General features: G+C 66.3%; 22 protein-coding genes. 9 read left to right on the top strand and 13 right to left on the bottom strand.

The window, feature by feature from the left end; genetic code table 11:
* The first annotated feature begins 23 nt into the window (after window positions 1-23).
* Window positions 24-1,025, top strand: a complete 1,002-nt coding sequence (locus PRN20_RS00785) for an LLM class flavin-dependent oxidoreductase (RefSeq protein WP_273955017.1) — start codon at window positions 24-26, stop codon at window positions 1,023-1,025.
* 12 nt (window positions 1,026-1,037) lie between these two features.
* On the opposite strand, the gene PRN20_RS00780 is transcribed toward PRN20_RS00785, so the two are convergent.
* Window positions 1,038-1,688 carry a TetR/AcrR family transcriptional regulator gene (locus PRN20_RS00780; RefSeq protein WP_273955016.1) on the bottom strand — a complete coding sequence of 217 codons (651 nt, stop codon included), beginning with the start codon at window positions 1,686-1,688 and terminating at the stop codon, window positions 1,038-1,040.
* Window positions 1,689-1,977: 289 nt separating this feature from the next.
* On the opposite strand from PRN20_RS00780, the gene PRN20_RS00775 reads away from it, so the two are divergent.
* Window positions 1,978-2,880 (top strand): homocysteine S-methyltransferase family protein, encoded by a 903-nt coding sequence (locus tag PRN20_RS00775; protein ID WP_273955015.1) that lies wholly within the window; start codon window positions 1,978-1,980, stop codon window positions 2,878-2,880.
* A gap of 57 nt (window positions 2,881-2,937) precedes the next feature.
* The gene (locus PRN20_RS00770) at window positions 2,938-3,180 is read left to right on the top strand and encodes a DUF1127 domain-containing protein (protein ID WP_273955014.1); all 243 of its coding nucleotides are present in this window, start codon (window positions 2,938-2,940) and stop codon (window positions 3,178-3,180) included.
* 165 nt (window positions 3,181-3,345) lie between these two features.
* On the opposite strand, the gene leuB is transcribed toward PRN20_RS00770, so the two are convergent.
* Window positions 3,346-4,443 carry a 3-isopropylmalate dehydrogenase gene (leuB, locus tag PRN20_RS00765; protein ID WP_273955013.1) on the bottom strand — a complete coding sequence of 366 codons (1,098 nt, stop codon included), beginning with the start codon at window positions 4,441-4,443 and terminating at the stop codon, window positions 3,346-3,348.
* Window positions 4,444-4,583: 140 nt separating this feature from the next.
* Here leuB and PRN20_RS00760 point away from each other — a divergent pair, with 140 nt between their 5' ends.
* Window positions 4,584-5,771, top strand: coding sequence for an aminotransferase class I/II-fold pyridoxal phosphate-dependent enzyme (locus tag PRN20_RS00760; protein ID WP_273955012.1), 1,188 nt, complete (start codon window positions 4,584-4,586; stop codon window positions 5,769-5,771).
* A gap of 62 nt (window positions 5,772-5,833) precedes the next feature.
* On the opposite strand, the gene PRN20_RS00755 is transcribed toward PRN20_RS00760, so the two are convergent.
* The 4 genes from PRN20_RS00755 to argC form a co-directional block, all read right to left on the bottom strand.
* Window positions 5,834-7,099, bottom strand: a complete 1,266-nt coding sequence (locus PRN20_RS00755; RefSeq protein WP_273955011.1) for a Glu/Leu/Phe/Val family dehydrogenase — start codon at window positions 7,097-7,099, stop codon at window positions 5,834-5,836.
* A 217-nt stretch (window positions 7,100-7,316) separates the two neighbouring features.
* Window positions 7,317-7,706 (bottom strand): RidA family protein, encoded by a 390-nt coding sequence (locus tag PRN20_RS00750; RefSeq protein ID WP_273955010.1) that lies wholly within the window; start codon window positions 7,704-7,706, stop codon window positions 7,317-7,319.
* 31 nt (window positions 7,707-7,737) lie between these two features.
* Window positions 7,738-8,343 (bottom strand): 3-isopropylmalate dehydratase small subunit, encoded by a 606-nt coding sequence (leuD, locus tag PRN20_RS00745; RefSeq protein ID WP_273955009.1) that lies wholly within the window; start codon window positions 8,341-8,343, stop codon window positions 7,738-7,740.
* Between the two features lie 101 nt (window positions 8,344-8,444).
* Window positions 8,445-9,395, bottom strand: coding sequence for an N-acetyl-gamma-glutamyl-phosphate reductase (argC, locus tag PRN20_RS00740; RefSeq protein WP_273955008.1), 951 nt, complete (start codon window positions 9,393-9,395; stop codon window positions 8,445-8,447).
* A 107-nt stretch (window positions 9,396-9,502) separates the two neighbouring features.
* On the opposite strand from argC, the gene deoD reads away from it, so the two are divergent.
* From deoD to PRN20_RS00725, 3 genes are all read left to right on the top strand, one after another.
* The gene (gene deoD, locus PRN20_RS00735) at window positions 9,503-10,216 is read left to right on the top strand and encodes a purine-nucleoside phosphorylase (RefSeq protein ID WP_273955007.1); all 714 of its coding nucleotides are present in this window, start codon (window positions 9,503-9,505) and stop codon (window positions 10,214-10,216) included.
* The gene (locus PRN20_RS00730; RefSeq protein WP_273955006.1) at window positions 10,213-10,830 is read left to right on the top strand and encodes a hypothetical protein; all 618 of its coding nucleotides are present in this window, start codon (window positions 10,213-10,215) and stop codon (window positions 10,828-10,830) included. Before deoD ends, PRN20_RS00730 begins: the two co-directional genes overlap by 4 nt.
* Before the next feature lie 149 nt (window positions 10,831-10,979).
* A complete protein-coding gene (locus PRN20_RS00725) occupies window positions 10,980-11,267 on the top strand; it encodes a hypothetical protein (RefSeq protein WP_273955005.1) in 288 nt (95 codons plus the stop codon).
* 3 nt (window positions 11,268-11,270) lie between these two features.
* Here PRN20_RS00725 and PRN20_RS00720 read toward each other — a convergent pair whose 3' ends face one another.
* Window positions 11,271-12,476, bottom strand: coding sequence for a GGDEF domain-containing protein (locus PRN20_RS00720; RefSeq protein ID WP_273955003.1), 1,206 nt, complete (start codon window positions 12,474-12,476; stop codon window positions 11,271-11,273).
* A 246-nt stretch (window positions 12,477-12,722) separates the two neighbouring features.
* Between PRN20_RS00720 and PRN20_RS00715 the strand changes: the two genes are divergently transcribed.
* Window positions 12,723-13,031 carry a hypothetical protein gene (locus tag PRN20_RS00715; RefSeq protein ID WP_273955002.1) on the top strand — a complete coding sequence of 103 codons (309 nt, stop codon included), beginning with the start codon at window positions 12,723-12,725 and terminating at the stop codon, window positions 13,029-13,031.
* Between the two features lie 3 nt (window positions 13,032-13,034).
* On the opposite strand, the gene PRN20_RS00710 is transcribed toward PRN20_RS00715, so the two are convergent.
* From PRN20_RS00710 to PRN20_RS00700, 3 genes are all read right to left on the bottom strand, one after another.
* Complete coding sequence (locus PRN20_RS00710) at window positions 13,035-13,469, bottom strand: metallopeptidase family protein (RefSeq protein ID WP_273955000.1); 435 nt, start codon at window positions 13,467-13,469, stop codon at window positions 13,035-13,037.
* Window positions 13,460-14,863: a 3-isopropylmalate dehydratase large subunit gene (gene leuC, locus PRN20_RS00705; protein WP_273954999.1), complete on the bottom strand. Its 1,404-nt coding sequence runs from the start codon at window positions 14,861-14,863 to the stop codon at window positions 13,460-13,462. Before leuC ends, PRN20_RS00710 begins: the two co-directional genes overlap by 10 nt.
* A 65-nt stretch (window positions 14,864-14,928) precedes the next feature.
* The gene (locus PRN20_RS00700) at window positions 14,929-16,311 is read right to left on the bottom strand and encodes a lipopolysaccharide biosynthesis protein (protein WP_273954998.1); all 1,383 of its coding nucleotides are present in this window, start codon (window positions 16,309-16,311) and stop codon (window positions 14,929-14,931) included.
* A 138-nt stretch (window positions 16,312-16,449) separates the two neighbouring features.
* On the opposite strand from PRN20_RS00700, the gene PRN20_RS00695 reads away from it, so the two are divergent.
* On the top strand, window positions 16,450-21,204 hold the full coding sequence (locus tag PRN20_RS00695) for an NAD-glutamate dehydrogenase (protein WP_273954997.1): 4,755 nt from the start codon (window positions 16,450-16,452) through the stop codon (window positions 21,202-21,204).
* A gap of 29 nt (window positions 21,205-21,233) precedes the next feature.
* Here PRN20_RS00695 and purH read toward each other — a convergent pair whose 3' ends face one another.
* The 3 genes from purH to PRN20_RS00680 form a co-directional block, all read right to left on the bottom strand.
* A complete protein-coding gene (gene purH, locus PRN20_RS00690; RefSeq protein ID WP_443112516.1) occupies window positions 21,234-22,829 on the bottom strand; it encodes a bifunctional phosphoribosylaminoimidazolecarboxamide formyltransferase/IMP cyclohydrolase in 1,596 nt (531 codons plus the stop codon).
* A gap of 76 nt (window positions 22,830-22,905) precedes the next feature.
* On the bottom strand, window positions 22,906-24,540 hold the full coding sequence (locus tag PRN20_RS00685; protein WP_273954995.1) for a heparinase II/III family protein: 1,635 nt from the start codon (window positions 24,538-24,540) through the stop codon (window positions 22,906-22,908).
* Between the two features lie 79 nt (window positions 24,541-24,619).
* Complete coding sequence (locus tag PRN20_RS00680; RefSeq protein ID WP_273954993.1) at window positions 24,620-25,918, bottom strand: RsmB/NOP family class I SAM-dependent RNA methyltransferase; 1,299 nt, start codon at window positions 25,916-25,918, stop codon at window positions 24,620-24,622.
* Window positions 25,919-25,923 lie beyond the last annotated feature (5 nt).

Below are 25,923 nucleotides of genomic sequence, written 5' to 3'. Positions count from 1 at the left end.
GGCGAATGACGATATAACCCCCCATGGCTTCCCTCCCCCTCTCCATCCTCGACCTCGCTCCGGTATCCGAAGGCACCTCGACGCCGGATGCGCTGGGCAACATCGTGAAACTGGCCAAGCTCGGCGACGAGCTTGGCTTCACCCGGCTGTGGTACGCCGAGCACCACGGCATGCCCTCGATCGCCTCGTCCTCGCCGGAGGTGCTGATCGCCACGGCGGCGGCCAATACCTCGCGCATCCGCGTCGGGTCGGGCGGCGTCATGCTGCCGAACCACGTGCCGCTGCGCGTCGTCGAGACCTATCGCACGCTCAACGGGCTCAATCCGGGCCGCATCGATCTCGGCATCGGCCGGGCCGGCGGCAGCGACGGGCGGACGCTCCAGGCGCTGCGTTCGGTGGGCGGGGAGTATTTCGCGCAGGAACTGGCCGAGATGCTGGCCTTCGAGGAAGGCAATTTCGCTCCCGACCATCCCTTCCATCCGGTGATCGTGGCGCCAGAGCGGGTCGAACTGCCGCCCGTGTACCTGCTCGGCTCGAGCGGGGCGAGTGCGCAGGCGGCGGGGCAACTGGGCGTCGGTTATTCCTTCGCGGCGCATTTCAGCCAGACCCCAGCGGCTCCGGCTTTCGCGGCCTATCGCGCGGCCTTCACGCCGACGGATGCCTTCCCCAAGCCTCATGCGATCATCGCGCTCTCGGCGCTGGTCGCGCCGACCGACGAGGAGGCGCAGTTCCTGTCGCGTTCGCAGGAGCTGAGCTGGGCACTGTTCCATTCGGGGCAGTTGCGCAAGCTCGTGCCCCCCGAGGAAGCAGCGGCGCACCAGTACACGCCGCACGAGCTGCGGATCATCGAGCAGCAACGGCCGCTGTGGATCGTCGGTTCGGCCGAGACGGTGAAGGCCGAGATCGATCGCAAGGTCGCCGAGAGTGGCGCGGACGAGGTGATGATCGCGACGACCGTGTGGGACTACGAGCTGCGGCTCCGGTCGTATCGGCTTTTGGCTGAGGCGTTCGGGCTGGGAGCCTAGCGTCGAGGCGGATTAGGCCGCCTCGACTTCCTCGATCTGCACCGCGTGGACGGTCACGGGGTGGAAGAGCATCTTCACGTAGTTGCGGGCCATGAGCATCTGCTCGGGCAGGACGCCGGGCTGGCCGAGGGCCTTGCTCATGATGATGCCGCCGTCGATCGAGCAGCAGATGGTGCGAGCCAGTCGATCGGGGTCGATGGCCTCGCGCGGCGTGTAGATGGCGAGGATGTCCTCGATCATCCCACGGAAGAAGCCGTTCCAGCCCTTGACGGTTTCGGTCACGAGCTCACGGATCTCGCGATTGAAGAGCCGGTCCTGGTAGCTCATGGTCGCGACGAGACAGCCCGGATGGCCTTCGGGAATTGCCGCCATGTGCTCGGCGAACAGGTTTAGCCCGATCAGCAGGCGCTGGAGCGGATCCTCGGTCAGTTCGTTGGCGCGGCCGAAGACACCGGCCAGCAGCAGGTTGTTGCGCGCGCTGTAGCGGGCGAGCAGGCCGCGGGCGAGTTCGTTCTTGTCCTTGAAGTGATAGAAGAAGCCGGACTTCGTGATGCCAGCCTCGGCGATCAACTCGTCGATCGAGGTGGCGCCGAATCCCTTGGCGAGCACCGCCGCCTCGGCGATTTCCAGTATACGCTCGCGCGTCTCAATACCCTTGCGCATGGGCAGGTCCCTCTCGGTTTACAGTACCTCCAGTACGGTTTTCGGGTTCCTCGCCCCGATCCGGGTTGTCGTCCCTAGCGGAACCTACCCGTTAACCCGTTCTGGCTGCTGACCAATTCTGCACGACGCCTGACTGCACCATCTGCCCGCTATCACCGGACCGGTAAAGTCGTCATACGTCTTGCCACCCGCGGCGAAGGGCGATAGCCCCGTTTGCCGTTCCAATCAAGAGCCATGGAGAGACACGATGCGTACACAAACGCACCTGCTTCCTCAATTGAGGGGGCAGATGTTCGTCACTGACGGTGGCGTCGAAACCCATCTCATCTTCAACGAAGGGCAGGACGTGCCGGACCAGTCCGTCTACCTGCTCAACATGAGCGAGGCCGGCCGCGCGAAGATGCGCGAATACTATCGGGCCTATATCCCGATCTGCCAGAAGGCGGGGCAGGGGTTCCTGTTCGACACCAATACCTGGCGGGCCAATCCCGACTGGGGCACGCGGGCCGGCTATGACGCCGTCCGCCTGCGCGAGGCCAACCAGATAGCGGTAGCCTTCTGCGAGGAGATGCAGGCCGAGTTCGCGGCGGCGGGCGTCGAGTCGATCATTTCGGGCGTACTCGGTCCGCGGCGCGACGCCTGGCGGTACGATGCCTGGATGACGGTCGAAGAAGCGACCGCCTACCACACGCCGCAGATCGAGGCGTTTGCCGATACCGACGCGGACTATGTGAGCGCCTACACGCTCACCAATGTCCCCGAGGCGGTCGGCATCGCCAGGGCAGCCGAGAAGGCCGGCGTTCCCGTCGTGCTGAGCTTCACGCTCGAGACCGACGGCAACCTGCCGGGAGGCAAGCCGCTCGGGGTGGCGATCAGCGAAGTGGACGCGGCGACCCATTGGTACCCCGCGTACTACATGATCAACTGCGTGCATCCGATCCACTTTGCGTCCGTGGTCCGCCACGGCGGCAAGTGGGTGGACCGGATCGGCGGGCTCAGGGTCAATGCCTCGATGATGAGCCATGCCGAGCTCGACAACGCGCCGAGCCTCGACACCGGCAACATCCCCGACCTCGCGCAACGTTACGCGCGGGTGCTGCCATCACTGCCCAATATCCGGGTGATCGGCGGCTGCTGCGGCACAGACCACCGGCATATCGACGCGATCTGCGCGACGTGCCTGCCGGGGTAGCATCATCAGCATCTCAACTGACTGAATCTGAGCGGGGGGCCGAAAGGACCGCTCGAAATGTCTACGATCGAAATCAACGACACCCTGATCCACGTTGGACGTCCGACGCGAACCGGATGGTTCCGGCGCTGGTTGGAGAAGCGGCGCGTGCGCCAGTTGCAGCGGATCACGCTCGGCGAACTCGAGCAGATGAATCCGCATCTGCTGCGCGACATGGGGATCGAACCGCGGGACGTCATCGACGCCCTCGAGGGACGCCAGAGTTCGCTGCTGTTCAACCCGATGCGGCGCGAGGAGTGACGGTTGCCCACCATTAGCAGACGGCCCCCTCCCGGCCTCCCCCATGAAGGGGGAGGTGAAGAGTCGAGCTTGTGTCTCGATCGAGCCTCGCTCACCGGCAGGGCACCTCCCCCTTCATGGGGGAGGATGGGAGGGGGCCGTCCCTATCCGTTCGCGCCGGAGCGCCTACGCCGCCAGCTTCCTGAGGATCGCGGCGCCCATTTCCTCGGTGCCGACGGTCTTGCGGTTCTGTTCGCCGATGTCGCCGGTGCGCAGGCCATCGGCCAGAACGGCCGAAATCGCGGCTTCCAGCCGATCGGCCAGCGCCACGAGGTTGAACGAGTAGCGCAGCGCCATGGCAAAGCTCGCGAGCATGGCGATGGGATTGGCGATGCCCCTGCCGGCGATGTCGGGGGCCGAGCCGTGCACAGGCTCGTAAAGCGCCTTGCGCTTGCCGGTCACCGGGTCGGGCGCGCCGAGCGAGGCCGAGGGCAGCATGCCGAGCGAACCGGTCAGCATCGCCGCCGCGTCAGAGAGGATGTCGCCGAACAGGTTGTCGGTCACCATCACGTCGAACTGCTTGGGGTTGCGAACGAGCTGCATCGCCGCGTTGTCGGCGAGGATGTGATGGAACTCGACGTCCGGGTAGTCCTTGGCCACGGCCTGGGCGACTTCGTCCCACAGCACGCCAGACTTCATGACGTTCTTCTTGTCGGCCGAGTGCACCTTGTTCTTGCGGGTGCGGGCGAGGTCCATCGCGACGCGGACGATGCGGTCGATCTCGTAGGTCTCGTAGACCTGGGTATCGATGGCGCGCTTCTGGCCGTCACCGAGATCGGTGATGGTCTTGGGCTCGCCGAAATAGACGCCGCCGGTCAGCTCGCGGACGATGAGGATGTCGAGGCCCTCGATCAGCTCGCGCTTGAGCGAGGAGGCGTCGGCGAGCGCCGGATAGCAGATGGCCGGGCGCAGGTTGGCAAAGAGCTTCAGATCCTTGCGCAGGCGGAGGAGGCCTGCTTCCGGGCGCACCTCGTAGGGCACCTTGTCCCACTTGGGGCCGCCCACGGCGCCAAAGATCACCGCATCGGCGGCCAGCGCCTTCTGCATGTCCTCCTCGGAGATGGCGGCGCCATGCTTGTCGTAGGCCGAGCCGCCGACGAGGCCGGTGTCGATGGTGAAGTCGGTCTCGCCCTGGCTGTTGAGCCAGGCGATCACCTTCTCGACCTCCTGCATGATCTCGGTGCCGATGCCGTCGCCGGGGAGGAGGAAGAGTTTGCTAGCCATTTTGATCCCGTTGTTCCGTCCTGTGCAGCTTCTAGCCAATGCGCGGGCGCGGCGAAAGTACGGAATCCCGTTGCCCGGTACACCGCTTCCGGGCGCGGGCGCCCAGTTCTACAATGTCCGCGGGAGACGAGGAGGATGAGATGCACAAGAGCCTGACTACGGTCCTCTCGCAGCGCGCGCTGGCGGCGAGCCGAAGCTTTGCACGTGTTGCCGAGTTCTACTTCACCTCGCGCTATGGCGAGAAACGCGGCGATGCGGCCATAGCCGACTTCACCTTCGGCAATCCGCACGAGATGCCGCTGCAGGGGCTGGTCGACGGCCTCAGGAAGGCGGCGCTGCCCGAGGACAAGAACTGGTTCGCCTACAAATCGAGCGAGCCCGAGCCGCAGCAGTTCCTCGCCGAGCATGTCGGGCCCGAGCTAGGGCTCGACTTCGCGCCCGAGGATTTCGCGCTGACGTCGGGAGCGTTCGCCGCCATCATGGTGGCGTTCCGCCTGCTGCTCGATGCGGGCGACGAGGTGATCTACTCCGAACCCGCCTGGTTCTGCTACGAGCCAACGCTGCTTGCGGCCGATGCAGTGCCGGTGCCGGTGCGGCTCAGAGAGCCCGGTTTCGATCTCGACATCGAGGCGATCGAGGCGGCGATCACGCCGAGGACGCGGCTCGTCGTGGTGAACTCGCCGCACAACCCGACGGGGCGGATCTACGACCGCGCCACCTGGGAGGCGCTTGCAGCGATGCTCGAGCGCGCCTCGGCGCGGATCGGGCGCCGCATCTTCATCCTCTCGGACGAGCCCTACCGTCGGCTGCGCTTCGACGGTCGCGGCTTCGTCAGCCCGGCGGCGGTCTATCCGTGGACGCTGATCGACTACAGCTATGGCAAGGTGCTGCTGGCGCCGGGGCAGAGGCTAGGCTACCTCGCCATCTCCCCGCTCATGCCCGAGACAGAGCGGCAGGCGCTGCGCGACGCCATGTTCCCGGTGCAGATGGCGCTGGGCTGGTGCTTCCCCAACGCCATCATGCAGCACGCCATCGCCGACCTCGAGAGCCTCAGCATCGACCAGGCGGCGCTGGCGCGGCGACGCGACCTGCTGATCGCCGATCTCGGCGAGGCTGGCTACGACGTGCTCGAGCCCGAGGGGACGTTCTACCTGTGGGCCAGGTGGCCGGGCGATGCCGAAGCGATCTGGAACCGGCTGGCGGATCGCGAGGTCTACGTCATGCCGGGCAGCATCCTGGGCGGGGCAAGTCACTTCCGCATCAGCCTCACCGCCTCGGACGAGATGGTCGAGCGGGCTCTCGGCGCCTTCAAGGCGGCGCGCGGTTAGGCGGAGGCTAGATCAGTGGTGCCCGCAGTGGGCGCCCCGGCTCAAGTCCGGGGCGCGCTGGGTCAGCTGGTGAAGAACGGCTGGGTGCCGTGGGCCTCGATGGCGGTGGCGAGGCGCGACAGCGCATGCACATAGGCGGCGGTGCGCATCGTGGTGTTGCGGTCCTTGGCGATCTGCCAGACGGCACGGCCCTCGCGCTCCATGATGCGCAGCAGGCGGGCGTGGATTTCGTCGACGTCCCAGTAGTAGCCCTGCCGGTTCTGCACCCACTCGAAGTACGAAACCGTCACGCCGCCGGCATTGGCGAGAATGTCGGGCAGCACGGTGATGCCGCGCGCCTCGAGCACCTTGTCGGCATCCGGAGTCACCGGACCGTTGGCGAGTTCGAGCAGCACCTTGGCCTTGATGGTGGGGGCATTCTCGATGGTGATCATGTCCTCGAGCGCCGCCGGCACCAGCAGCTCGCAGTCGACGGCGATCAGCGCATCTGCGGCAATGACGTCGGCGCCCAGTTCGGCCGCGAGTTCGGCCACGTGCTTGCCTTCGGCCTTGCCAGCAATCAGCTTAGCGACGTCGAGGCCGTCGGCGCGATGGATCGCCCCGGCGGAGTCGGAGACGGCAACGATCTTGTGCCCATCGGCCCCCGCCAGCTGGGCATAATACTGCCCGGCATTGCCGAAGCCCTGGATGGCGACGCGCATGCCGGCGCCGAGCCCAAGCTCATTCGCGAGGTGCCGCACCAGGTAGAAGCCGCCGCGCGCAGTGGCGTCGTTGCGGCCAAGCGATCCGCCCAAGGCGATCGGCTTGCCTGTGATCACGGCAGGGCTCAGCTGGCCGACGATCTGGCTGTACTCGTCGGCCATCCAGCCCATGATCATGGCGTTGGTGTAGACGTCCGGCGCCGGAATATCGCGATCGGGGCCGACAACGCGGGCGAAGGCCTGCATGTAGGCACGCGACAACCGCTCCAGCTCCGACTTCGAGAGCGTGCGCGGATCGACCCGCACTGCGCCCTTGCCGCCGCCATAGGGCAGGTTCATCACGGCGCACTTGAAGGTCATCCAGAAGGCGAGCGTCTCGACCTCCTCGATGGTCGAGTCCGGGTGGAAGCGGATGCCGCCCTTGGTCGGGCCACGCGTGTCGTCATAGCGGCAGCGCCAGGCGAGGAAGGACTTCCGCGAGCCGTCGTCCATGCGGATCATCAGCCGCATCTTGGTCGTCTCGCGCGGATACTTCAGCTTCTCGATGACGTCCTGGTCGATCCTGAGGTGGCTGGCAGCCTCGTCGAGGCGGGTGAGGGCGCGGTCGAGCAAAGTATCGTCGGACATGGAACTTCCTTGGGAACGGCAAACGAAAGGGCGGCGGCTCGCAGCGCTCCCCTCATTGGGAAGCCGAGGCTGACCGTGGTGGGACCACCCGGCGGCGAGGTCGCCGCCGGATGCTTGTCAGGGCGGCTGGGAGGCAGGCGGCGCTATGCGCGTCTGCTCGAGAAACGGCCGTATCGCAGGGCCGAAGCGATGGAATCTGGCGGAGAGGTCCACGCGGCTAGCGCTCGTGTACGCCGAGACGCGCCGTGACCTCGATCTCGACCTTCATCTCCGGCCGGGTGAGGCCGCAGACCAGCATGGTGGCAGCCGGACGAATCTCGGCGAACACCTTGCCTGCGACTTCGACCAGGCCGTCATAGTGGGCCATGTCGGTGATGTAGTAGCGCACCCGCACGACATCCTTGATGGTGCTGCCGGCTTCCTCGAGCGCGTAACTGATGGTGGCGAAGGCGTTGCGGGCCTGGTCGCGCACGTCGTCGGGCATCACCATGGTCTTGTAGTCGTAGCCGGTGGTGCCCGAGACATAGACCATGTTGCCGTCCAGCACGGCGCGCGAATAACCGATCCTGGCTTCGAACGGCGAACCCGACGAGATGTGAATGACCATCAATGCCTCCGCGGGGATGGGCCCGCTGGGGTCAGATCCAGGGGCGCTGGGCGCCGAGCGTCTGTTCGAAGCTCGAGATCGCCGGGTCGGACTTCAGGGTGGTCGCGATGTCGTCGAGACCCTCGAGCAGCACCTGCTTTCGGGCCGGGTCGATATCGAAGTGGATGGTTCCGCCATCGGGGCCGGAAATGGTCTGGGCCTCGAGATCGACGGTCAGCGTGGCGTTGGAGCCGCGCTCGGCATCGTCCTGCAGCAGAGCCAGCTGCTCGGGCGTCACCTTGATGGGCAGGATGCCGTTCTTGAAGCAGTTGTTGTAGAAGATGTCGGCGAAGCTGGTGGAGATCACGCAGCGGATACCAAAGTCGAGCAGGGCCCAGGGGGCATGCTCGCGCGAGGAACCACAGCCGAAATTGTCGCCGGCGACAATGATCTTGGCCTGCCGATAGGCGGGCTTGTTCAGCACGAAGTCGGCGTTTTCCGTGCCGTCTTCCTGGTAGCGCATCTCCGAAAATAGCGCCGTGCCAAGTCCGGTGCGCTTGATCGTCTTGAGGTACTGCTTGGGAATGATCATGTCCGTGTCGATATTGATGATCGGCAGCGGCGCGGCGACGCCAGTGAGGGTCGTGAACTTTTCCATTGCAATAGTCCCTTTCGGTCGGGCCGTGTAATGGCGCAACGAAGGTAGAGAATCAAGTCGGAGATAGAGGGAACCGTCCGGCGGCCGGGCGATTCGTGGCCTCAGGCGGCGAGACTGGTATCCGCCGCGACGCCCAGCATCAGGTTGAGGTTCTGCACCGCCGCACCCGAAGCACCCTTGCCCAGGTTGTCGTAGACGGCGACGAGCAGAGCCTGAGCCTTGTCGTCATTGGCGAAGACGTGCAGCCGCATGCGGTTGGTGTCGTTGTAGATTTCGGGGTTCAGCTCAGGCGTGCGCTCGAGATCGGCCAGCGGCGCGACATCGACGAAGCTTCCATCGATGGCAGCGAAGTGGTCGGCGATGGCGGCGTGAAGCTGCTTGCCGCTGGGCACCTTGTCGAGCGACCACAGCTGCAGCGGAACGGCCGTGATCATCCCCTGCCGGAAGTTGCCGACGGCGGGCTGGAACAGCGGGACATGCGCGAGCCTGGCGTATTTCTGCAGCTCGGGCAGGTGCTTGTGCTTGAAGGTGAGGCCGTAGAGCGCAAACTCGTTGGCGTCCTCGCCCTTTGCCTCATAGTCCTCGATCATGGTGCGACCGCCACCGGAATAGCCGGAGATGCCGTTGACGGTGACGGGGAAGTCGGCGGGCACGAGGCCGGCCTCGACCAGCGGCCGGAGCGTCGCGATGGCTCCCTGCGGCCAGCAGCCGGGGTTGCCGACGCGCCTGGAGCTGGCAATGGCGGCGGACTGCGCCTTGTCCATCTCGGCAAAACCATAGGCCCAGCCATCGGCGATGCGATGGGCAGTCGAGGCGTCGATCACCTTGGTAGTGTCGTTCTCGATCAGCGACACGCTTTCCCTGGCCGCGTCGTCGGGCAGGCAGAGGATAGCGACATCGGCGAGGTTCAGGAGGCGCTTGCGCTCCTCGAGGTCCTTGCGCTTGTCGTGGGCGATGGAGATGACCTCGAGGTCGCGGCGACCGGCGAGGCGCTCGCGGATCTGCAGACCCGTGGTACCGGCTTCGCCATCGATGAAGATCTTCGCGACCATGTTGAGGCTCCCAAACTGAGGAGGAAATGCGCGGCAGATATAGGGGTTGCGTCCCCTCGGCGCAAAGGGTTTGGTTGCCCTGCAACAATTCTCACGAGAGGCCGAAAATGACCCCGCACAATCATGCCAAGCCCGGAGACTATGCCGACGCCGTCCTGCTGCCCGGCGACCCGCTGCGCGCCAAGTGGATCGCCGAGAACTTCTTCGAGAATGCAGTGCAGGTGAATTCGGTCCGCAACTGCCTAGGCTACACCGGCACGTGGAAGGGGAAGCGCGTCTCTGTCCAGGCGACCGGCATGGGCCAGCCTTCGCTGTCGATCTATGTGCATGAGCTGATCAACGTCTACGGCCTGAAGACGCTGATCCGCGTCGGCACCTGCGGCGGCCTCAACGCCAATGTGAAGGTGCGCGATCTCGTCATCGCGCAGGGCGCCACCACCGATTCCGCCATCGTGCGCGACGCCTTCGCCCCGTTCAACTTCGCACCCATCGCCGATTTCGGGCTGCTCCGCTCGTCGGTGGAGAGGGCCGAGAAGGCAGGCATGCGCTACCACGTGGGCAACATGCTCTCGTCGGACATCTTCTACCATATCGAGCCCGGCCTCGCCGGTTACGGGCGCCTGCCGGCACATGGCATCCTCGGGGTCGAGATGGAGGCGGCCGCCCTCTACACGCTGGCGGCGCGGTTCGGGCAGAAGGCGCTCACCATCTGCACGATGACCGATTGCCTCATCACCCATGAGGAACTGAGCGCCCAGGACCGGCAGAGCTCGCTCAGGGAGATGATCACGGTGGCGCTCGACACGGCGGTCGATGCGTGAGCGTCCTCAACCGGCTGGCTTCGGCGCTCGGCCGTAACGACGAGCGGCCGAATGTCGAACTTGCGGAGGCCCTGGCCAGCAAGCCGGACGCGGCTGGGATCTTCGAACTGGTTGCGGCCCTGACCGGCCCGGTTGCCGTTTCCAACGACGCGATCAAGGTGCTGTACGAGCTGGGCGCTCGCCGGCCCGACGTGGTGGCGCCGCATGTCGGCGCCTTCCTGACGCTCGTGGGCTCGAAGAACAATCGCAACGTCTGGGGCGCGTTGCAGGCCGTCGAGACGGTCACCGAACTGGTGCCGGACGAGGTGGCGGCGGCCTTGCCGCAGATCATCGCCGCCGCCGACAAGGGCTCGGTGATCGCCAAGGACAAGGCCGTGCAGATTCTCGCTAGGCTCGCGGCTGCGGGGCATGGCGAGGTAGTGCCGATGCTGCTCGAGCGGGTGCGGGAAGCGGCGCCCAACCAGTTCCCGATGTATGCAGAGATCGCGGCGCCCGTCATCGATGCCGCGCACCGCCAGGCGTTCCGCGATATCCTCGAAGAGCGCGTTATCCACATCGATGCCCCGGCAAAAAAGTCCAGGATCGAGAAGGTCTTGCGGCGTCTTCACGGCTAGCTCGCGCAAGGGTTATCCACATGTCCGTGGATTAAGTTCCGGCCGATTTGAAACGGGCCATAATCGGCCCCGAGGGTGAGGTGAGGGGGGCGGAACCAGGACGGCGAAAGTACGTTCTGGATCATAAGGTCATCTGAGGGGAGGCCAGGATGAACAGCCACACACTCGTAGAACACCACGATATCCAGGAATGGATCACAGCCCGCCACGGGCAGCCGGCGTTGCGGCGCGTGCCCGATACCATGGGCCGGATCAGCGCCCGGCTCACCATCCATTTCGCGGGACCCGCCACGCCTACCGAAACTCCGACGCAGGACGACGGCATGAGCCCCTGCTCGTGGACCGCCTGGCTTGCCGAGCTCGACCGCCAGAACCTGGCGCTCAGGGTCGGGGACAGATCAGGCTTCGAGTTTGTCGATCGGCGCGAGGTGCATTGACGCTCAGGCGGATCGGGCAAGCGACGTGCCGGACACGGGGTGGAGCGGCATTGCATCTGACTGCGGGTCGGCCGCCTGCATGACCCGATCGCGACCGCTACGCTTGGCAGTGTAGAGGGCCGCATCGGCGCGGCGACGCAGGTCCGACAGGCTTTCGGACCCGATGCGCTCGGCGACGCCAAAGCTCGCGGTGCAGCGGGCAAAGACGGGCAGACCGGGTATGCTCATGCCGGAAAAGTTGATGCGAAGGCTCTCGGCGAGCAGCCGCGCCGTCGCGGCATTGGATTCGGGCAGGAACACCGCGAACTCCTCGCCGCCGAGGCGTCCGATCACGGCCTGTGGCGGGGCATTGTCGCGCAGCAGTTGGGCGAAGGCGACGATCACCTGGTCTCCGACCGGGTGCCCATAGGCATCGTTGACCAGCTTGAAGGAATCGAGGTCGGCAAGGACCAGCGACGCTGGCAGCGTATTCTGCATGCCAGGCGTGGCGCGGTCATCGAAGCCACGACGGTTGAGGACGCCGGAGAGGGGATCGGTCTCCGAGCGCGCCGTAGCCTCCACCAGCATGTCGCGGACGAGCAGGGTGAGCATCAGGAGGCCCGTCGCCACCTGGAGCATGGCGCCCAGCGACTGGGAATAGAGCGCGTAGGTGGTAGCGAGATAGGTGCTGGTACTGTCCCCGGAGCCACCCAGCAGCACCGCTGCAAACGGCTTGGTCAGGAACTGCAGGGCGCTGAGGACGAACAGCGCGGTGAGTCCGATATCGATCGGCTGGCGGCGCCGCGAAACAAGGATGAACCAGGCAGCGATGGCTTGCATGAGGGCGTATGGCGCCTGGTAGATCAGGTTCCGCAGCACGGTATCGTGCGGCAGGAGATAGGCGAACCAATTGGCGGCGACCGAGATCACTACGGTCACCCAGACCCCAGTCCAGGGCAGCCGGTGGCCGTATCGGCGGGCGATGCCGAGCGTCACCGAGGTGACGGCGCCAAGGAAGCTGGCAAAACCGACCGTGTAGCCGAACTGGGGGACATCCTGCAGCGGCAGGACGAACTCGGAGGCGATGTAGATCAGGCCGAAGACGTAGGCGAGGGCGAAAAAGTGGGCCACCCTGTCGGCACGGTTGGAGATGCCGACCAGGAAAAAGGCGAGCGCAAAGAGCGCCGCCACAAACAGATTGATGGCGAGAATGAAGCTCGCGCCGGCCATACCTGATCTCGCGTCCCACAGATCGGAACAACACTAGGCGGGAGCCGCAAAAGAAGTCGTTAACGAAAGTCGGCAGCGGGGTGGCAAAGCGTCGCGTCCGAGAGCCCTCTCCGTATTGCGTATCAAGGCGATAGGACCCTGCAGGGGCGGTGGAACCAAGGGGCAACAGGACCACTTAAGATGGAGGCAATTTCCAGCTAAGCTCCCCCTCAGGAGCCAAGCCAAGAAGACCAGAAAGGCAGTGACATGACCCAGGTCCTCGTGAAGCACGACGAAATCCGGCAGTGGGCAGGGGCCCGGTCGGGCAATCCGGCGATCGAGGATCGGGCCACCGGGATCGGGGGCCCGCCCGTGTTGCGCATCGTGTTCGACCAGCAGGCCCTCAACTCCGGCGAGAGCCAGTACGGGGACCGGCCCGGGGGGCTCGACCTCGTCGGCTGGGACGAGTGGTTCGAGCTGTTCGATGCGCAGAAGTACGGGCTGCTGGTTGAGGACGAGCGCCCCGGCGCGTTCGACAGCTACTACGAGTTCGTGCAGCGCGACGAGCTGCGCTAGGAGCTAGTCGCCGCGTTCAGCGGACGCTTCGATGGCTTCCATGTCGTCGTCGGAAAAGCCGAAATGGTGGCCGATCTCGTGCACCAGCACGTGGGTGATGATCTCGCCCAGCGTTTCGCCGTGCGCACTTTCGGCCCAGTAGTCGAGGATGGGGCGGCGGTAGAGCCAGACCATGTTGGGCATCTGCCCGGTATGCGGATTGGCGGCCCCCTGCGGCAGGCCGACGCCCCTGAACAGCCCGAGGATGTCGAACTCGCTCTCGAGACGCATCTCGCGGACGGTCTCTTCGTCAGGGAACTCGGCGACGATGCAGGGCACGTTACCGGTGAGCGCCCTGAACTCGGGGGGCAGGGCCGCAAAGGCCGCCGCCGCAATCTGTTCGAAATCGTCGAGGGACGGAGCTGTGCGCTCCGTCCATTGATTTGGGCTTACTGCCACTCGCGGATGTCGACGAAGTGGCCGGCCACCGCCGCTGCCGCCGCCATGGCGGGCGAGACGAGGTGGGTGCGGCCCTTGAAGCCCTGACGCCCCTCGAAGTTGCGGTTCGAGGTCGAAGCGCAGCGCTCCTGCGGCTTCAGCTTGTCGGGGTTCATGGCGAGGCACATCGAGCAACCGGGCTCGCGCCATTCGAAGCCGGCATCCTTGAAGATCACGTCGAGACCTTCGGCTTCCGCCTGCTCCTTCACGAGGCCCGAACCCGGGACCACCATGGCGTTGACCCCGGCGGCCACCTTCTTGCCGGCCACGACCTTGGCGGCGGCGCGCAGGTCCTCGATGCGGCCGTTGGTGCACGAGCCGACGAAGACGCGCTCGACGGTAATGTCGGTGATCCTGGTGCCGGGCTCGAGGCCCATGTACTCGAGCGCACGCCACTTGGACGCACGCTTGTTAGGATCCTGGATGTCGTCGGGGTTCGGCACGACGCCGTTCACCGAGATCACGTCCTCGGGCGAGGAGCCCCAGGAAACAATCGGCGGGAGCTTGGCAGCGTCGAGGATCACGACCTTGTCGTAGACCGCATCCTCGTCCGAATAGAGCGTCTTCCAGTACTCAACGGCATGGTCGTACGCGGCGCCCTTGGGTGCGCGCGGACGGCCCTTGACGTACTCGAAGGTCTTCTCGTCGGGCGCGATCAGGCCGGCGCGGGCGCCGCCTTCGATGGTCATGTTGCAGATGGTCATGCGGCCTTCCATCGACAGCGCGCGAATGGCTTCGCCCGCGAACTCGATGACGTGGCCGGTGCCGCCGGCAGTACCGATCTCGCCGATGATGGCGAGGATGATGTCCTTGGCAGTGACGCCGGGGGGCAGCTGGCCATCGACACGCACCAGCATGTTCTTGGCCTTCTGCTGGATCAGCGTCTGGGTGGCGAGCACGTGCTCGACCTCGGACGTGCCGATGCCGTGCGCGAGCGCACCGAAGGCGCCGTGGGTCGAGGTGTGGCTGTCGCCGCAGACGATGGTCATGCCCGGCAGTGTGAAGCCCTGCTCGGGGCCGACGATGTGCACGATGCCCTGACGCTTGTCGAAGGGATCGTAGTACTCGATGCCGAAATCGCGGGTGTTCTCGGCCAGCGTCTCGATCTGGATCGCGCTTTCGGGATCCGGATTGGGGAGCGACCGGTCGGTGGTGGGGACGTTGTGGTCCACCACGGCCAGCGTGCGCTCGGGATGGCGCACCTTGCGGCCGTTCATCCTGAGGCCCTCGAAGGCCTGCGGGCTCGTCACCTCGTGGACCAGGTGGCGATCAATGTAAATAAGGCTGGTCCCATCCTCGTTGTTCGAAACAAGGTGATCGTTCCAGATCTTATCGTACAGAGTTCTGCCGGCCATTTCTTGGTGAGGTCCAACTCGGTTAGGGGAAAACGAGCGGTAATAGGCTCCGGGCGTACGTCTGGTCAAGATGAACGGATGGCGGACGGCCCAGGGGAGGCCATGCGTGGGGTCCGGTCAACGAGACTATGAACGCGGAACGCGCCCAGGAGGCTGGTGTCGATGCCGATGTTGCGGCGGCTCCACCAGGCGATGGCGATCTGGGCCACGGCGCGCGCGCCGGCGTTGACGGCGGCGGCTCCGATGATGCCGTAGAAGGGGATGACGGCGAGTTCGAGCAGCAGGCCGGCAACCATGATGCCGCCCCAGATGCGCACGTAGTCGCGCTCGTGCCCGGTCATCATCATGACGATGCGCGAGGGGCCGGTGGCGGCATCGAAGAGCAGGCCGACCGACAGCAGGATCAGGACCCAGTAGCCCTCGGTGGAGTGGTCGCCGAAGAGCGACAGGATCAGATCTCCGAAGACCACGTAGCCGACGAAGACGGCAACCGAGAAGACGAAACCGGCCCAGGCGCAGAGCGCCGTCACCGCCTGCGCCGCGCGCATCTCGCCGGCGTGGTAGTGGCGCGACACCATCGGCGCGACGACCAGCGTGATGGCGAACATGAACAGCGTCAGCAGGCCGGCAGTGCGGAAGGCATTGAAGTAGATGCCGGCGGCTTCGGCGGTGACGAGCAGGCCGATGAAGATGGTGTCCATGTTGAGCGCGGCGGAATCGATCACCGTGCCGAGGAGGAACCAGCGGCTGGCGCCGCCATGTTCGCGCCAGTAGGGGCGGAGGCCGGCAAAGCCGGGGGCGATCTCGTAGCGGCGGGCCCGCGCCACCGCATACTGCACGGCCAGCGAGAGGACGAGCAGGAGCGCGGTTAGAAGCAGAGCCTGCCAGCCGCTCAAGGGCCAGCCGGCAAGAACAAGGGCGACGACGCTCAGCGGCGTCAGCAGCCGCCACATCAGGTCCCGTGGCGTCAGCGCCGTCCATACCGAACCCTGGGCGCGCAGGGCCGAGGACCAGTACTCGGCGAGCGCCATGGGGAGAATCAACGCGGCGGCGGCATAGAGGTGCCAGGTCGGGTCGCGTTCGACGAGCCCGGTCACAGCCGCTCCGGCGACGCAGAGGAGCGACAGGCCGATGCCGGCGAGCAGCGTCAGCGCTCCGCCCGAGCGGAGGGCGGCGAGCGCCCGGTCGTGGCGGCCGGCGACCTCTTCCTCGGGCCAGTAGCGGAGCACGGCCGTCTGCTGGCCCATGGAAGCGCCGATGGCGAGTACCGTGGCAAGGCTCAGGCCGAAGGCGAACCAGCCATACTCGGCGGCGCCCATGGTGCGTGAGAGCACCACGTACATCAGGTAAGTCAGCCCCGCAGTCGCGACCTTGATGAGGAGCGACGCCAGCGACTTGCTGAGTCCTGTCCTCAGCAGGGCCCGGAGATCGGTGGGGGGAGGGGACATGAATGGCCGTAACAGTGAAGCTGCGGGACTATGGCAGGGGAGCGCTGACAAGGTCTTACCGGGAAGCGCTCAACGGCCCACTCGACAAGTTGTGATCGGGGACGCAGAGTCGGGGTGAGGGACGGGGGAGGCAGGCGCATGAACGAGGCGTCCGTTTTCGATGTGCGCGCGGCTCTGGTTGCGCGGGCGGAGCAATTCCTTACGACCGAACCGAGCTTTGCCCGCTTCCTCAGGTCCGTGGTGGCGGCGACCGATGCCGAGGATCTGGTCGGCCGCAATGTCGACGAGCTCGAGGCGACCTTCCGGCGCTCCTACGGACGGTTGGGCAAGCGCGAACTCGCCAGCCACAATGTCTATGTGACGCCGCCTGAACGGCCCGGCGGGGCCGAGACGATCGAGGTGTTCTCGGCCGACATGCCGTTCATCGTCGACAGCGTGCTGGCGGCGATCCGGGCACGCGGCGGGGTCATCCGATTCCTCACCCACCCGATCCTCAAGTTCGACCCTGCGACCTATCGCGTGCTCGAGTTGCCGCAGCCGGGGAGCCGGCTCGAGAGCTTCCTGCATGTCGAGATCGACCCGCTCGCCGATATCGTCGTGCGTGAGGCGATGCATAGCGAGATCGACGAGACGCTGACCGATGTCGGGCGCGCCGTCGCCGGCTGGCGTCCGATGCTGGCGCGGGTCAAGCGGGCGATGACCGACTGGCATACGCACGCGCCCAAGGCGCCGCCCGCCCAGATCGCCGAGGCCATGCATTTCCTGGGCTGGCTGGTCGAGCACAACTTCACCTTTCTCGGCATGCGCGAGTACCAGCTCGAGGGCGAGGGGGGTGAGGCGCGACTGGTGCCGGTGCATGACAGCGAGCTGGGCATTCTCGAGGACAAGAGCGTGCTGTTCCTGCGCTCGGGCTCCGGCTTGGTGGAGATGACGCCGCAGCACTACGCGTTCCTGAGGGAACCGGCGCCGATCATGGTCACCAAGGCCAATATCCGGTCGCGCGTGCACCGGCGCAGCTACATGGACTATGTCGGGGTCAAGCTCTACGACGCACAGGGCAAGACCTCGGGCGAGCTGAGGATCCTGGGGCTGTTCACCTCGATGTCGCTCAACTCGCCCAATACGGACGTGCCGCTGGTCCGAAAGAAGATCAGCGAGGTGATGAAGCGCGCCGGGCATGACCCCAAGGGCCATGCCGGCAAGGCGCTGATGAACGCGCTCGACACCTTCCCGCGCGACGAGCTGTTCCAGGTGGACGAGGACCAGCTCTACGACTTCGCGACGACCATCGCCAACCTCGTCGACCGGCCGCGGGTGCGGGTGCTCAGCCGCATCGACCGGTTCGACAATTTCGTCTCGCTGCTCGTCTACGTGCCGCGCGACCGCTACGACTCGGAGGTCCGGGCGCGGCTCGGCGACTATTTTGCCGAGGTCTACCAGGGGCGCGTCTCCGCCTTCTATCCGAGCTTTCCGGAAGGGGAGCTGGTGCGCGTCCACTTCATCATCGGCCGCAATGGCGGCGAGACGCCGACACCGAGCCAGGATGAGCTCGAGGACGGCGTCGTCGAGCGCATCCGCACGTTTGGCGACCGGCTGGCGGCAGCGGCGCCCGACCGGTCGGCGATTGCCGACTATGCCGAGGCCTTCCCCGGGGATTATCAGGCCGTACACTCGGCCGAGGCCGCGCTGGGCGACATCGCGGTGATCCAGATGCTGCCCGACGAGCGGGCCATCGCGCTGCGGCTCGGGCCGCGCGAAGGGCGCTCGAGCATGGGGCTCAAGGTCTACCACCGGGGGGCGCCCATCGCGCTCTCGGACCGGGTGCCGATGCTCGAGAATTTCGGCTTCCGCGTCATCGACGAGGACACCTTCACCGTCCGGCCCAAGCGGGGCGCCGAGACTTACCTGCACGACATGCTGCTCGAAGCCGATGCCGCGCTCGATCTCGACAACCGAAAGCGGTGCGAGCAGATCGAGCGCGCCATTCTTGCGGTGTGGCGACGCGAAGCCGAGAGCGACCGGCTCAACCAGCTGACGGTGAGCGCCGCGATCGACTGGGAGGATGTCGAGATCCTGAGGGCGCTGACCCGCTATCTGAAGCAGGTCGGCATCCCCTATTCGCGCAACTACCTGAGCACGGTGATGGCGAACCACGCCGGCGTTTCGTCGGCACTGGTGAAGCTGTTCCATGCCGAGAACGACCCGCATTTCATCGGCGACCGGAAGGACGCCGCCGACAAGGCACGCGCCACCATCCTCGCCGCCATCGAGGCGACCAGCTCGCTCGACGAGGACCGGATTCTCAGGCGCTATCTCAACCTTGCCGAGGCGGTGCTGAGGACCAATGCCTACCAGCGCGACCATACCGGCTCGCGGCGGCCGGCGCTGGCGCTGAAGTTCGATTGCTCGAAGGTAGCCGAGCTGCCCGAGCCCAGGCCCTATCGCGAAATCTTCGTCTATTCGCCGCGGGTCGAGGGGCTGCACCTGAGGTTCGGGCCGATTGCGCGCGGCGGGCTGCGCTGGTCGGACCGTCCGGAAGATTTCCGCACCGAGGTGCTGGGGCTGGTGAAGGCCCAGCAGGTCAAGAACGCCATCATCGTCCCGGTGGGCGCCAAGGGCGCGTTCGTTCCCAAGCAGATGCCGGTGGGCGCCGATCGAGAGACGCAGCTGCGAGAGGGGACGAGCTGTTACAGGATATTCGTCTCCACCCTGCTCGACGTCACCGACAACCTCGAGGGCGACACTGTGGTGCCGCCGCCCGATGTGCTGCGGCGCGACGGGGACGACCCCTATCTCGTGGTGGCGGCAGACAAGGGTACGGCGAGCTTTTCCGACACGGCCAATGCCATCGCCATCGATCGCGATTTCTGGCTCGGTGACGCTTTCGCCTCGGGTGGCTCGGCCGGCTATGACCACAAGAAGATGGGCATCACCGCCCGCGGTGCGTGGGAGGCGGTGAAGCGCCATTTCCGCGAGATGGATCGCGATATCCAGACCTCGGCCTTCACCGCGGTCGGCGTCGGCGACATGAGCGGCGACGTGTTCGGCAACGGCATGCTGCTTTCGCCCGAGCTGAGGCTCATCGCAGCCTTCGACCATCGCGACATCTTCATCGACCCCGATCCCGTTCCGGACGTGAGTTTTGTGGAGCGGAAACGGCTCTTCGATCTGCCGCGCTCGAGCTGGCAGGACTACAGCACGGCCGCGCTATCCAAGGGCGGCGGGATCTATTCGCGCAGCCTCAAGACGGTGCCGCTCTATGCCGAGGCGCGCAGGATCCTGGGGCTCAACTCCGATGCGGTGACCCCCAGCGACGTCATCCGCGCCATCCTCCGCGCCGATGTGGACCTCCTCTGGTTCGGCGGGATCGGCACCTATGTGAAGAGCACGGCCGAAACCGACGCGCAGGTAGGCGACAAGGGCAACGACGGCGTGCGCATCAGCGGGGCGGAGATCCGCGCCAAGGTGGTGGGCGAGGGGGCAAACCTCGCGGTTACCCAGCTCGGCCGTGTCGAGTATGCGCTCAAGGGTGGCCGCATCAACACCGACGCCATCGACAACTCGGCCGGCGTCAACTCGTCCGACCTCGAGGTCAACATCAAGATCGCGCTCGGGGCACTGACACGGTCCGGGCAGCTCACCACGCAGGTGCGCAACGAGTTCCTTGCCTCGATGACCGACGAAGTCGCCGCCTTGTGCCTGAGGAACAATTACCTCCAGACCCTGGCGCTGTCGGTCGAGGAGCGGCGGGGTCTCGCCGCCTTCCCCGAGCATGTGGGGCTGATGGAGACGCTCGAGGCCACGGGTGAGCTCAATCGCGCGGTCGAGTTCTTGCCCGATGCGGCTGGACTCAGGACGCGGCTGCAATCGGGCAGGGGCCTCACCCGTCCCGAGATCGCGGTGCTGCTCGCTTATGCCAAGAACGTCACGAATGCGGCCCTCCTGGACAGCGGGGTACCGGACGATCCGTACCTGGGTAAGGAACTCTTTCGCTATTTCCCCGACCGACTGATCGAGACGTTCGAAGATACGGTGACGCACCACCGGCTGAGGCGCGAAGTCATCGCGACGGTCCTCGCCAACGCGATGATCAACCGAGGCGGGCCGGGCTTCGTCAACGAAATGACCTCGGCCTCGAGCGCCGATCCGGGGACGGTGGCGGCGGGCTACGCCGCGGCGCGCGATGTGTACGGCACGACGGAGCTCAACCTCGAGATCGATGCCCTCGACGGCCTGATGTCGGGCGAGGCGCAACTCGGTCTCTATGCCGAGGTGCAGGCACTGCTGAAGCGCGAGACGCTGTGGTTCCTGCGCAATGGCCGGTTTGGTCAGGGCCTGCGGCCACTCGTTGACCGCTATCGCGAGGGGGTAGCCGAGGTTGCCGAACATCTTGGCCATCTCGTCGGCCCCGAGCTTGAGGCAAGTGTGGCGAAGCGGGCGGCCGAACTCGAGGCGGCCGGGACGCCTCGCGATCTGGCGCGCCGCTTCGGCGAGATGCCGGTGCTGTCGCTCGCAACCGATATCGTGCTCGTCGCCGAACGGGCGACCGTTCCCGTGCGCGATGCGGCAGTGGCCTTCTTCGGCGTGCTCGATACCTTCCGGCTCGCCCGGGTGATCGAGGCCGGGCATGCGATCGTCCTCAGCGACAAGTTCGACCGAATGGCGCTCGACCGGGCGCTCGCCAACCTGATGCGGGCGCAGCGCGACCTCGCCGCCGATGTGCTCGAGAGCGGGCGTGGCGACGTCAGCAAGCGCCTTGTCGCCTGGAGCGACGCCAATGGCGATGCCATCGCCCGCGTCGCCGAGGCCGTACGGGGGCTAACCGAGGGCGAGATGACCGTGTCGCGGCTGAGCGTCGCGGCAGGCCTCCTCGGAGACCTGGCGTCGAGCTAGAGCTTCCCTCTCGATGGGGGAGCGGGACGTCAGTGCCGGAAGTGGCGCATGCCGGTGAGGATCATGGCGATGCCGGCCTCGTCGGCGGCCGCAATCACCTTGTCGTCATTGACCGACCCGCCAGGCTGGATCACCGCCGTGGCGCCTGCCTCGACCGCAGCAAGCATGCCATCGGGGAAGGGGAAGAAGGCGTCGGAGGCAACGACGGAGCCCTTGGTCAGGGCGCCTTCGATGCCGGCCGCCTCGGCCGCGTCGATCGCCTTGCGGTGGGCGACGCGCGAGGAATCGAGCCGGCTCATCTGCCCGGCGCCGATACCGACGGTGGCGCCGTCCTTGACGTAGATGATGGCGTTGGACTTCACGTGCTTGGCGACCTTCATGGCGATCTTCAGGTCGCGCAATTCAGCCTCGGTCGGCTGCTTCTTCGTCACCACCCTGAACTCGGTGTCATCGACGTTGCGGTCGTCGCGGCTCTGGACGAGGAGGCCACCGGCGAGCGACTTGACCGTCAGGCCGCCGGCCTTGGGGTCGGCCAATGCGCCGGTGAGGAGGAGGCGCAGGTTCTTCTTGGCGGCGATGATGGCGATGGCTTCATCGGTCGCGTCGGGGGCGACGATCACCTCGGTGAAGATCTTGACGATCTCGGTAGCGGTCGGGCCGTCGATGGTCTGGTTCAGCGCCACGATGCCGCCGAAGGCGCTCACCGGGTCGGTGCGGAACGCCAGCTGGTAGGCTTCGATCAGCGTCTTGCCGATGGCAAAGCCGCAGGGGTTGGCATGCTTGATGATGGCGACGGCAGGCACGGCCGGATCGAACTCGGAGATGAGTTCGAAGGCGGCGTCGGTATCGTTGAGATTGTTGTAGCTCAGGGCCTTGCCCTGCACCTGGCGGGCGGTGGCGACACCAGGGCGCTGCTCGCCGGTGGTGTAGAAGGCGGCCCATTGGTGCGGGTTCTCGCCATAGCGCATCACTTCCTTGAGCCGGCCGGCAAAGGAGCGATACGGCATCTCGGGGTAGTCGAGGGTCTGCGCAAACCAGCCAGAGATCACGGAGTCATAGGCGGCGGTGCGGGCATAGGCCTTGGCGGCGAGCTTCTGGCGCAGCTCGTAGGGCACGCCTCCAGAAGTGCGGATGTGCTCGAGCACGGTGCCGTAGTCACTGGGGTCGACCACCACGGTGACGTAGGCGTGGTTCTTGGCCGCCGAGCGGATCATGGCCGGGCCGCCGATATCGATATTCTCGATGGTCTCCTCGTAGGAGGCGCCCTTGGCGATGGTTTCCTCGAACGGGTAGAGGTTCACCACGACGAGGTCGATGCCGCCGATCTGGTGCTCGTCCATCGAGGCCTTGTGGCCGGGGTTGTCGCGTACAGCCAGCAGGCCGCCATGAACCTTGGGGTGCAGCGTCTTGACGCGGCCATCCATCATCTCGGGGAAGCCGGTAAGATCGGAGATGTCGCGGACGGCGGCGCCGGTTCCGGCGATCAGCTTGTGCGTACCGCCGGTCGAGACCAGCTCGACCCCGAGGGCGGCAAGCTCCTTGGCGAACTCGGCCATTCCCGTCTTGTCGAAGACAGAAAGCAGCGCGCGCTTGACCGGAACTACCTTGCCGTCAGACATGCCCATTATCCCGCGATGTGTTGAGTTGGCGGCTCGCTAGCACTTCCCCCGCCGCCTGTCACCCCGGCAAATCGGGGGTCGCTCAGTTCTCTTCGAGCGTGAAGATCCAGCTCACTTCGCTGGCGTCGGCGACCAGCACTTCGAGCACCAGCTGTTTCGTGCGGTGGAACCCGAAATAGGCCGACTGGCGCACGCTGTCCTCGACGCGCATCTCGGCGCCTTCCCACAGGAAGGTCCAGACGGCGCCCGAGCCGAGCCGCAGGCGCACCAGGTCGTCGGTCATCTGGACTTCGGTCTGGTAGGCGAGGTGGAAGCGGATGGTGGCGGCACCGGAGACGCGTTGGCGGTGCCGGATGAAGCGGTCTTGCCCGACCAGGGTCTTGCCTTCGGCGAGCAGCGTCAGGTGGCGCTCGATGGTGACGCCGAAGCGCTCCGCATAGCCGTGGGCCGAGATGATCAGCGTATCGTCGGCGCTGCGCGCCTCAACCTCGCTCGGGCGGCCAAGCGGCACCAGCCGGCCGGCAAACGGGCCGGTGGTGGGAATGGCAGCCGCCGACAGCGCGTTGATCGTGGGGGCCGAGTGGGCAATGCCCTGGCGGAACAGCAGCTCGTCCTCGTAGCCGGACGGGGCGGGGCCGCAGTTGCATACGACAAGATCGCGGCCATGGCTGAACTCGAAGGCCAGCGCGCTGGCATGGGCATTCTTGGCAAAGGACGGATCCGGGACGAGGCCGGAATCGGCGACCACGATCGAGCGGCCGGTGACCAGCCGGCCATAGCCGCCGGCCGTGCCGGTCTCGCGGGCCCGGGTCGGGCTCTGGGCCTGGACGGCGACGATCTGGTCGTGCGGCATCTGGCCGGTGCCGTTGAAATAGGCCGGCTCGCCCGTGCCCAGCGAGATGGCATCGAGGGCGCGGTGCATGCTCTCGGTCAGTTCTTCGACCTCGGCCGCCAGCGGCTCGTGGTCGCGTCGCAGCGCCAGCTTGATGGTGATGAGTTCGACGAGGAGCTGGATCTGCGTCCTGGCCGAGCGGGTGCGGTGCAGGCCGTCCTCGTCGATCTGCTCGTCGAGCAGGCGCATGACGTGGCGGACCCTCGCCTCGACTTCGGTGTCGGGCCGGTCGGAGCAGAGCGCGACGCCGACGAGGGCGATGGCGACGAGGAGCGCATCGACAGGATCGGTGGCGAGCACGCCGCGCAGGCGGAGCGAGGAGATCTGGGTCGCGAGCGAGCGCGTGATCTGCTGGCTCTGCTCCGGCGTCGAACCCTCGAGCAGGATGTTGTAGTGCCGCAGCCAGTTGAGTACGCGCCGCGCCGTGAGCGAGGGGCCCCAGGTGTCGCGGTCGAACTGGCCTTCGCGGCCGATCCAGTCGAGCGTCAGTGTGCGGGCGAAGCGGCGCTCCTCGTCGGTGCGGGCATCGCGGAAATGGCGGAGCCAGGCAAAAGCCTGGAGGTCTTCCTGCCAGTCCGAGTGTTCGACTTCGATCGAGAAGGGCGAGACGCCGTGCGTATCGACGAGCTTGGACGCCAGTAGATAGCGCCCCTGCATCATTTCGAGCACGGTTTCACGGTCGGTGGGGCGGAACTCGCTCAGCGCGCCCATCAGGTCTTCGTTGCCGGGGCCTGTCCAGGTCCAGCGCACCAGCGGATTGGTGACGAGATGGTCGGCCGCAGACAGGAGCGCCCGGCGCGCGAGGAAGCGCAGCGAATGTGCCAAGACTACGTCCTCACAACCGTTGTTGCCGGAGAGCCGTCCAAGGCCCCTGTTGCCCCTTCGCCGAGGTCCGCCAAGTTAGCTAGCGCCGCCTAGCACGCGCAACGAAGAACCCATCGAGGGTGCCGCCCTTATCCCCAGGAACCGGCATGCCCGGATGGGTTCGCACGTAGCCATCCGACGAGACAGCCTCCGGGAAGGCGGCAAGTTCGTCGGCAGCGACAGGGACCGCTTCGACATCGTCGCGTTGAAAGAGCCACCGGGCCTGCTCTTCGCCTTCGGCCGGCTCGAGCGAGCAGACGCAATAGACGAGCAACCCGCCCGGATTGAGCCAGGATAGCGCGCGCTCGATGAACCGGCGCTGAAGGGCGACGCGACCGGCGATGTCGGCGGCGTCGCGGTGCCAGATGACCTCGGGGTGGCGACGGAAGGTGCCGGTGGCGGAGCAAGGCGCATCGAGCAGAATGCCGTCGAACTTCTGCCCCGGCTCCCAGGCCAGCGCATCGGCGGTCACCACTTCGGGGGCATAGCCCAGCCGCTCGAGGTTCTGCTGCATGCGGCCGACGCGGTCGGCGTCGTTGTCCACGGCGGTGACGACGTAGCCGGCCTTCACGAGCTGGGCGGTCTTGCCGCCCGGCGCGGCGCAGAGGTCGAGTACCCTGGCTCCCGGAGCGAGCGTCAGCAACCGGGCTGGAATGGCGGCGGCGGCGTCCTGCACCCACCAGCGGCCTTCGGTGTAGCCGGGAAGTGCTTCGACGGGGCGATCGCGCTCGTCGATGCGGACCGTGTCGCCCAGGACGGGCTCGGCGCGAAGCGCCTCGATCAGCTCGGGGTCGGTGTCCTTCAGCGTCAGATCGAGGGGGGCGCCCTCGATGAGCGCATCGGCGAAGTCCTCGATGGCATCTTCGCCATAGGTATCGCGCCAGAGCGGGCCGAGGGTTTCGGGGAACAGCGCCTCGTGCGGCAGGTGGCGCAGCGAGTGCGCTTCGGCCTGGGCGCGCCTCAGCACGGCATTGGTCAGCTTCGACAGGTGCTGGCTGCGCGTGTCGCGCTTGGTCGCTTCGACTGCGAGGAAGATGGCGCTGTGGTCGCCGAGCTCAGGCAGGAATACGAGGTGGGCGAGGCTCAGCCGCAGGATGGCCTCGAACGACCCGGACTTCTTGGGCACGCCGCGATCGAGGTAGCGGGCGAGCATCAGGTTGATCTGGCCGTGGCGGCGCAGCGCCGTGGTCACGAGCCGATTGGCGAGCGCACGATCACGCCCGTCGGCGATGTCGGCGACGGAAAAGGGGGCGAAGTTCGCCCCCTTGAGCACGGCGCCGAGCTTCTCGGCGGCCAAGAGCCGGAGCGCGAGCCCCGGCGGGTTTTTCTGTTTCTTCAACGAGC

Source organism: Devosia sp. ZB163 (assembly GCF_028613635.1).
Classification (GTDB): Bacteria; Pseudomonadota; Alphaproteobacteria; order Rhizobiales; family Devosiaceae; genus Devosia_A.
Note: the sequence above shows the minus strand (reverse complement) of the source record. Positions and strands in the feature narration are given on the sequence as shown.

Coding starts and splice junctions, on each gene's coding strand:
- PRN20_RS00725 (WP_273955005.1), top strand. CDS start 10,980: ATGAACAGCCACACACTCGTAGAACACCACGATATCCAGGAATGGATC.
- PRN20_RS00715 (WP_273955002.1), top strand. CDS start 12,723: ATGACCCAGGTCCTCGTGAAGCACGACGAAATCCGGCAGTGGGCAGGG.
- PRN20_RS00700 (WP_273954998.1), bottom strand. CDS start 16,311: ATGTCCCCTCCCCCCACCGATCTCCGGGCCCTGCTGAGGACAGGACTC.
- leuD (WP_273955009.1), bottom strand. CDS start 8,343: ATGGAAAAGTTCACGACCCTCACTGGCGTCGCCGCGCCGCTGCCGATC.
- PRN20_RS00760 (WP_273955012.1), top strand. CDS start 4,584: ATGCACAAGAGCCTGACTACGGTCCTCTCGCAGCGCGCGCTGGCGGCG.
- PRN20_RS00770 (WP_273955014.1), top strand. CDS start 2,938: ATGTCTACGATCGAAATCAACGACACCCTGATCCACGTTGGACGTCCG.
- argC (WP_273955008.1), bottom strand. CDS start 9,395: ATGGTCGCGAAGATCTTCATCGATGGCGAAGCCGGTACCACGGGTCTG.
- PRN20_RS00695 (WP_273954997.1), top strand. CDS start 16,450: ATGAACGAGGCGTCCGTTTTCGATGTGCGCGCGGCTCTGGTTGCGCGG.
- deoD (WP_273955007.1), top strand. CDS start 9,503: ATGACCCCGCACAATCATGCCAAGCCCGGAGACTATGCCGACGCCGTC.
- PRN20_RS00780 (WP_273955016.1), bottom strand. CDS start 1,688: ATGCGCAAGGGTATTGAGACGCGCGAGCGTATACTGGAAATCGCCGAG.
- PRN20_RS00775 (WP_273955015.1), top strand. CDS start 1,978: ATGTTCGTCACTGACGGTGGCGTCGAAACCCATCTCATCTTCAACGAA.
- PRN20_RS00755 (WP_273955011.1), bottom strand. CDS start 7,099: ATGTCCGACGATACTTTGCTCGACCGCGCCCTCACCCGCCTCGACGAG.
- purH (WP_443112516.1), bottom strand. CDS start 22,829: ATGGGCATGTCTGACGGCAAGGTAGTTCCGGTCAAGCGCGCGCTGCTT.
- PRN20_RS00785 (WP_273955017.1), top strand. CDS start 24: ATGGCTTCCCTCCCCCTCTCCATCCTCGACCTCGCTCCGGTATCCGAA.
- leuC (WP_273954999.1), bottom strand. CDS start 14,863: ATGGCCGGCAGAACTCTGTACGATAAGATCTGGAACGATCACCTTGTT.
- leuB (WP_273955013.1), bottom strand. CDS start 4,443: ATGGCTAGCAAACTCTTCCTCCTCCCCGGCGACGGCATCGGCACCGAG.
- PRN20_RS00720 (WP_273955003.1), bottom strand. CDS start 12,476: ATGGCCGGCGCGAGCTTCATTCTCGCCATCAATCTGTTTGTGGCGGCG.
- PRN20_RS00750 (WP_273955010.1), bottom strand. CDS start 7,706: ATGGTCATTCACATCTCGTCGGGTTCGCCGTTCGAAGCCAGGATCGGT.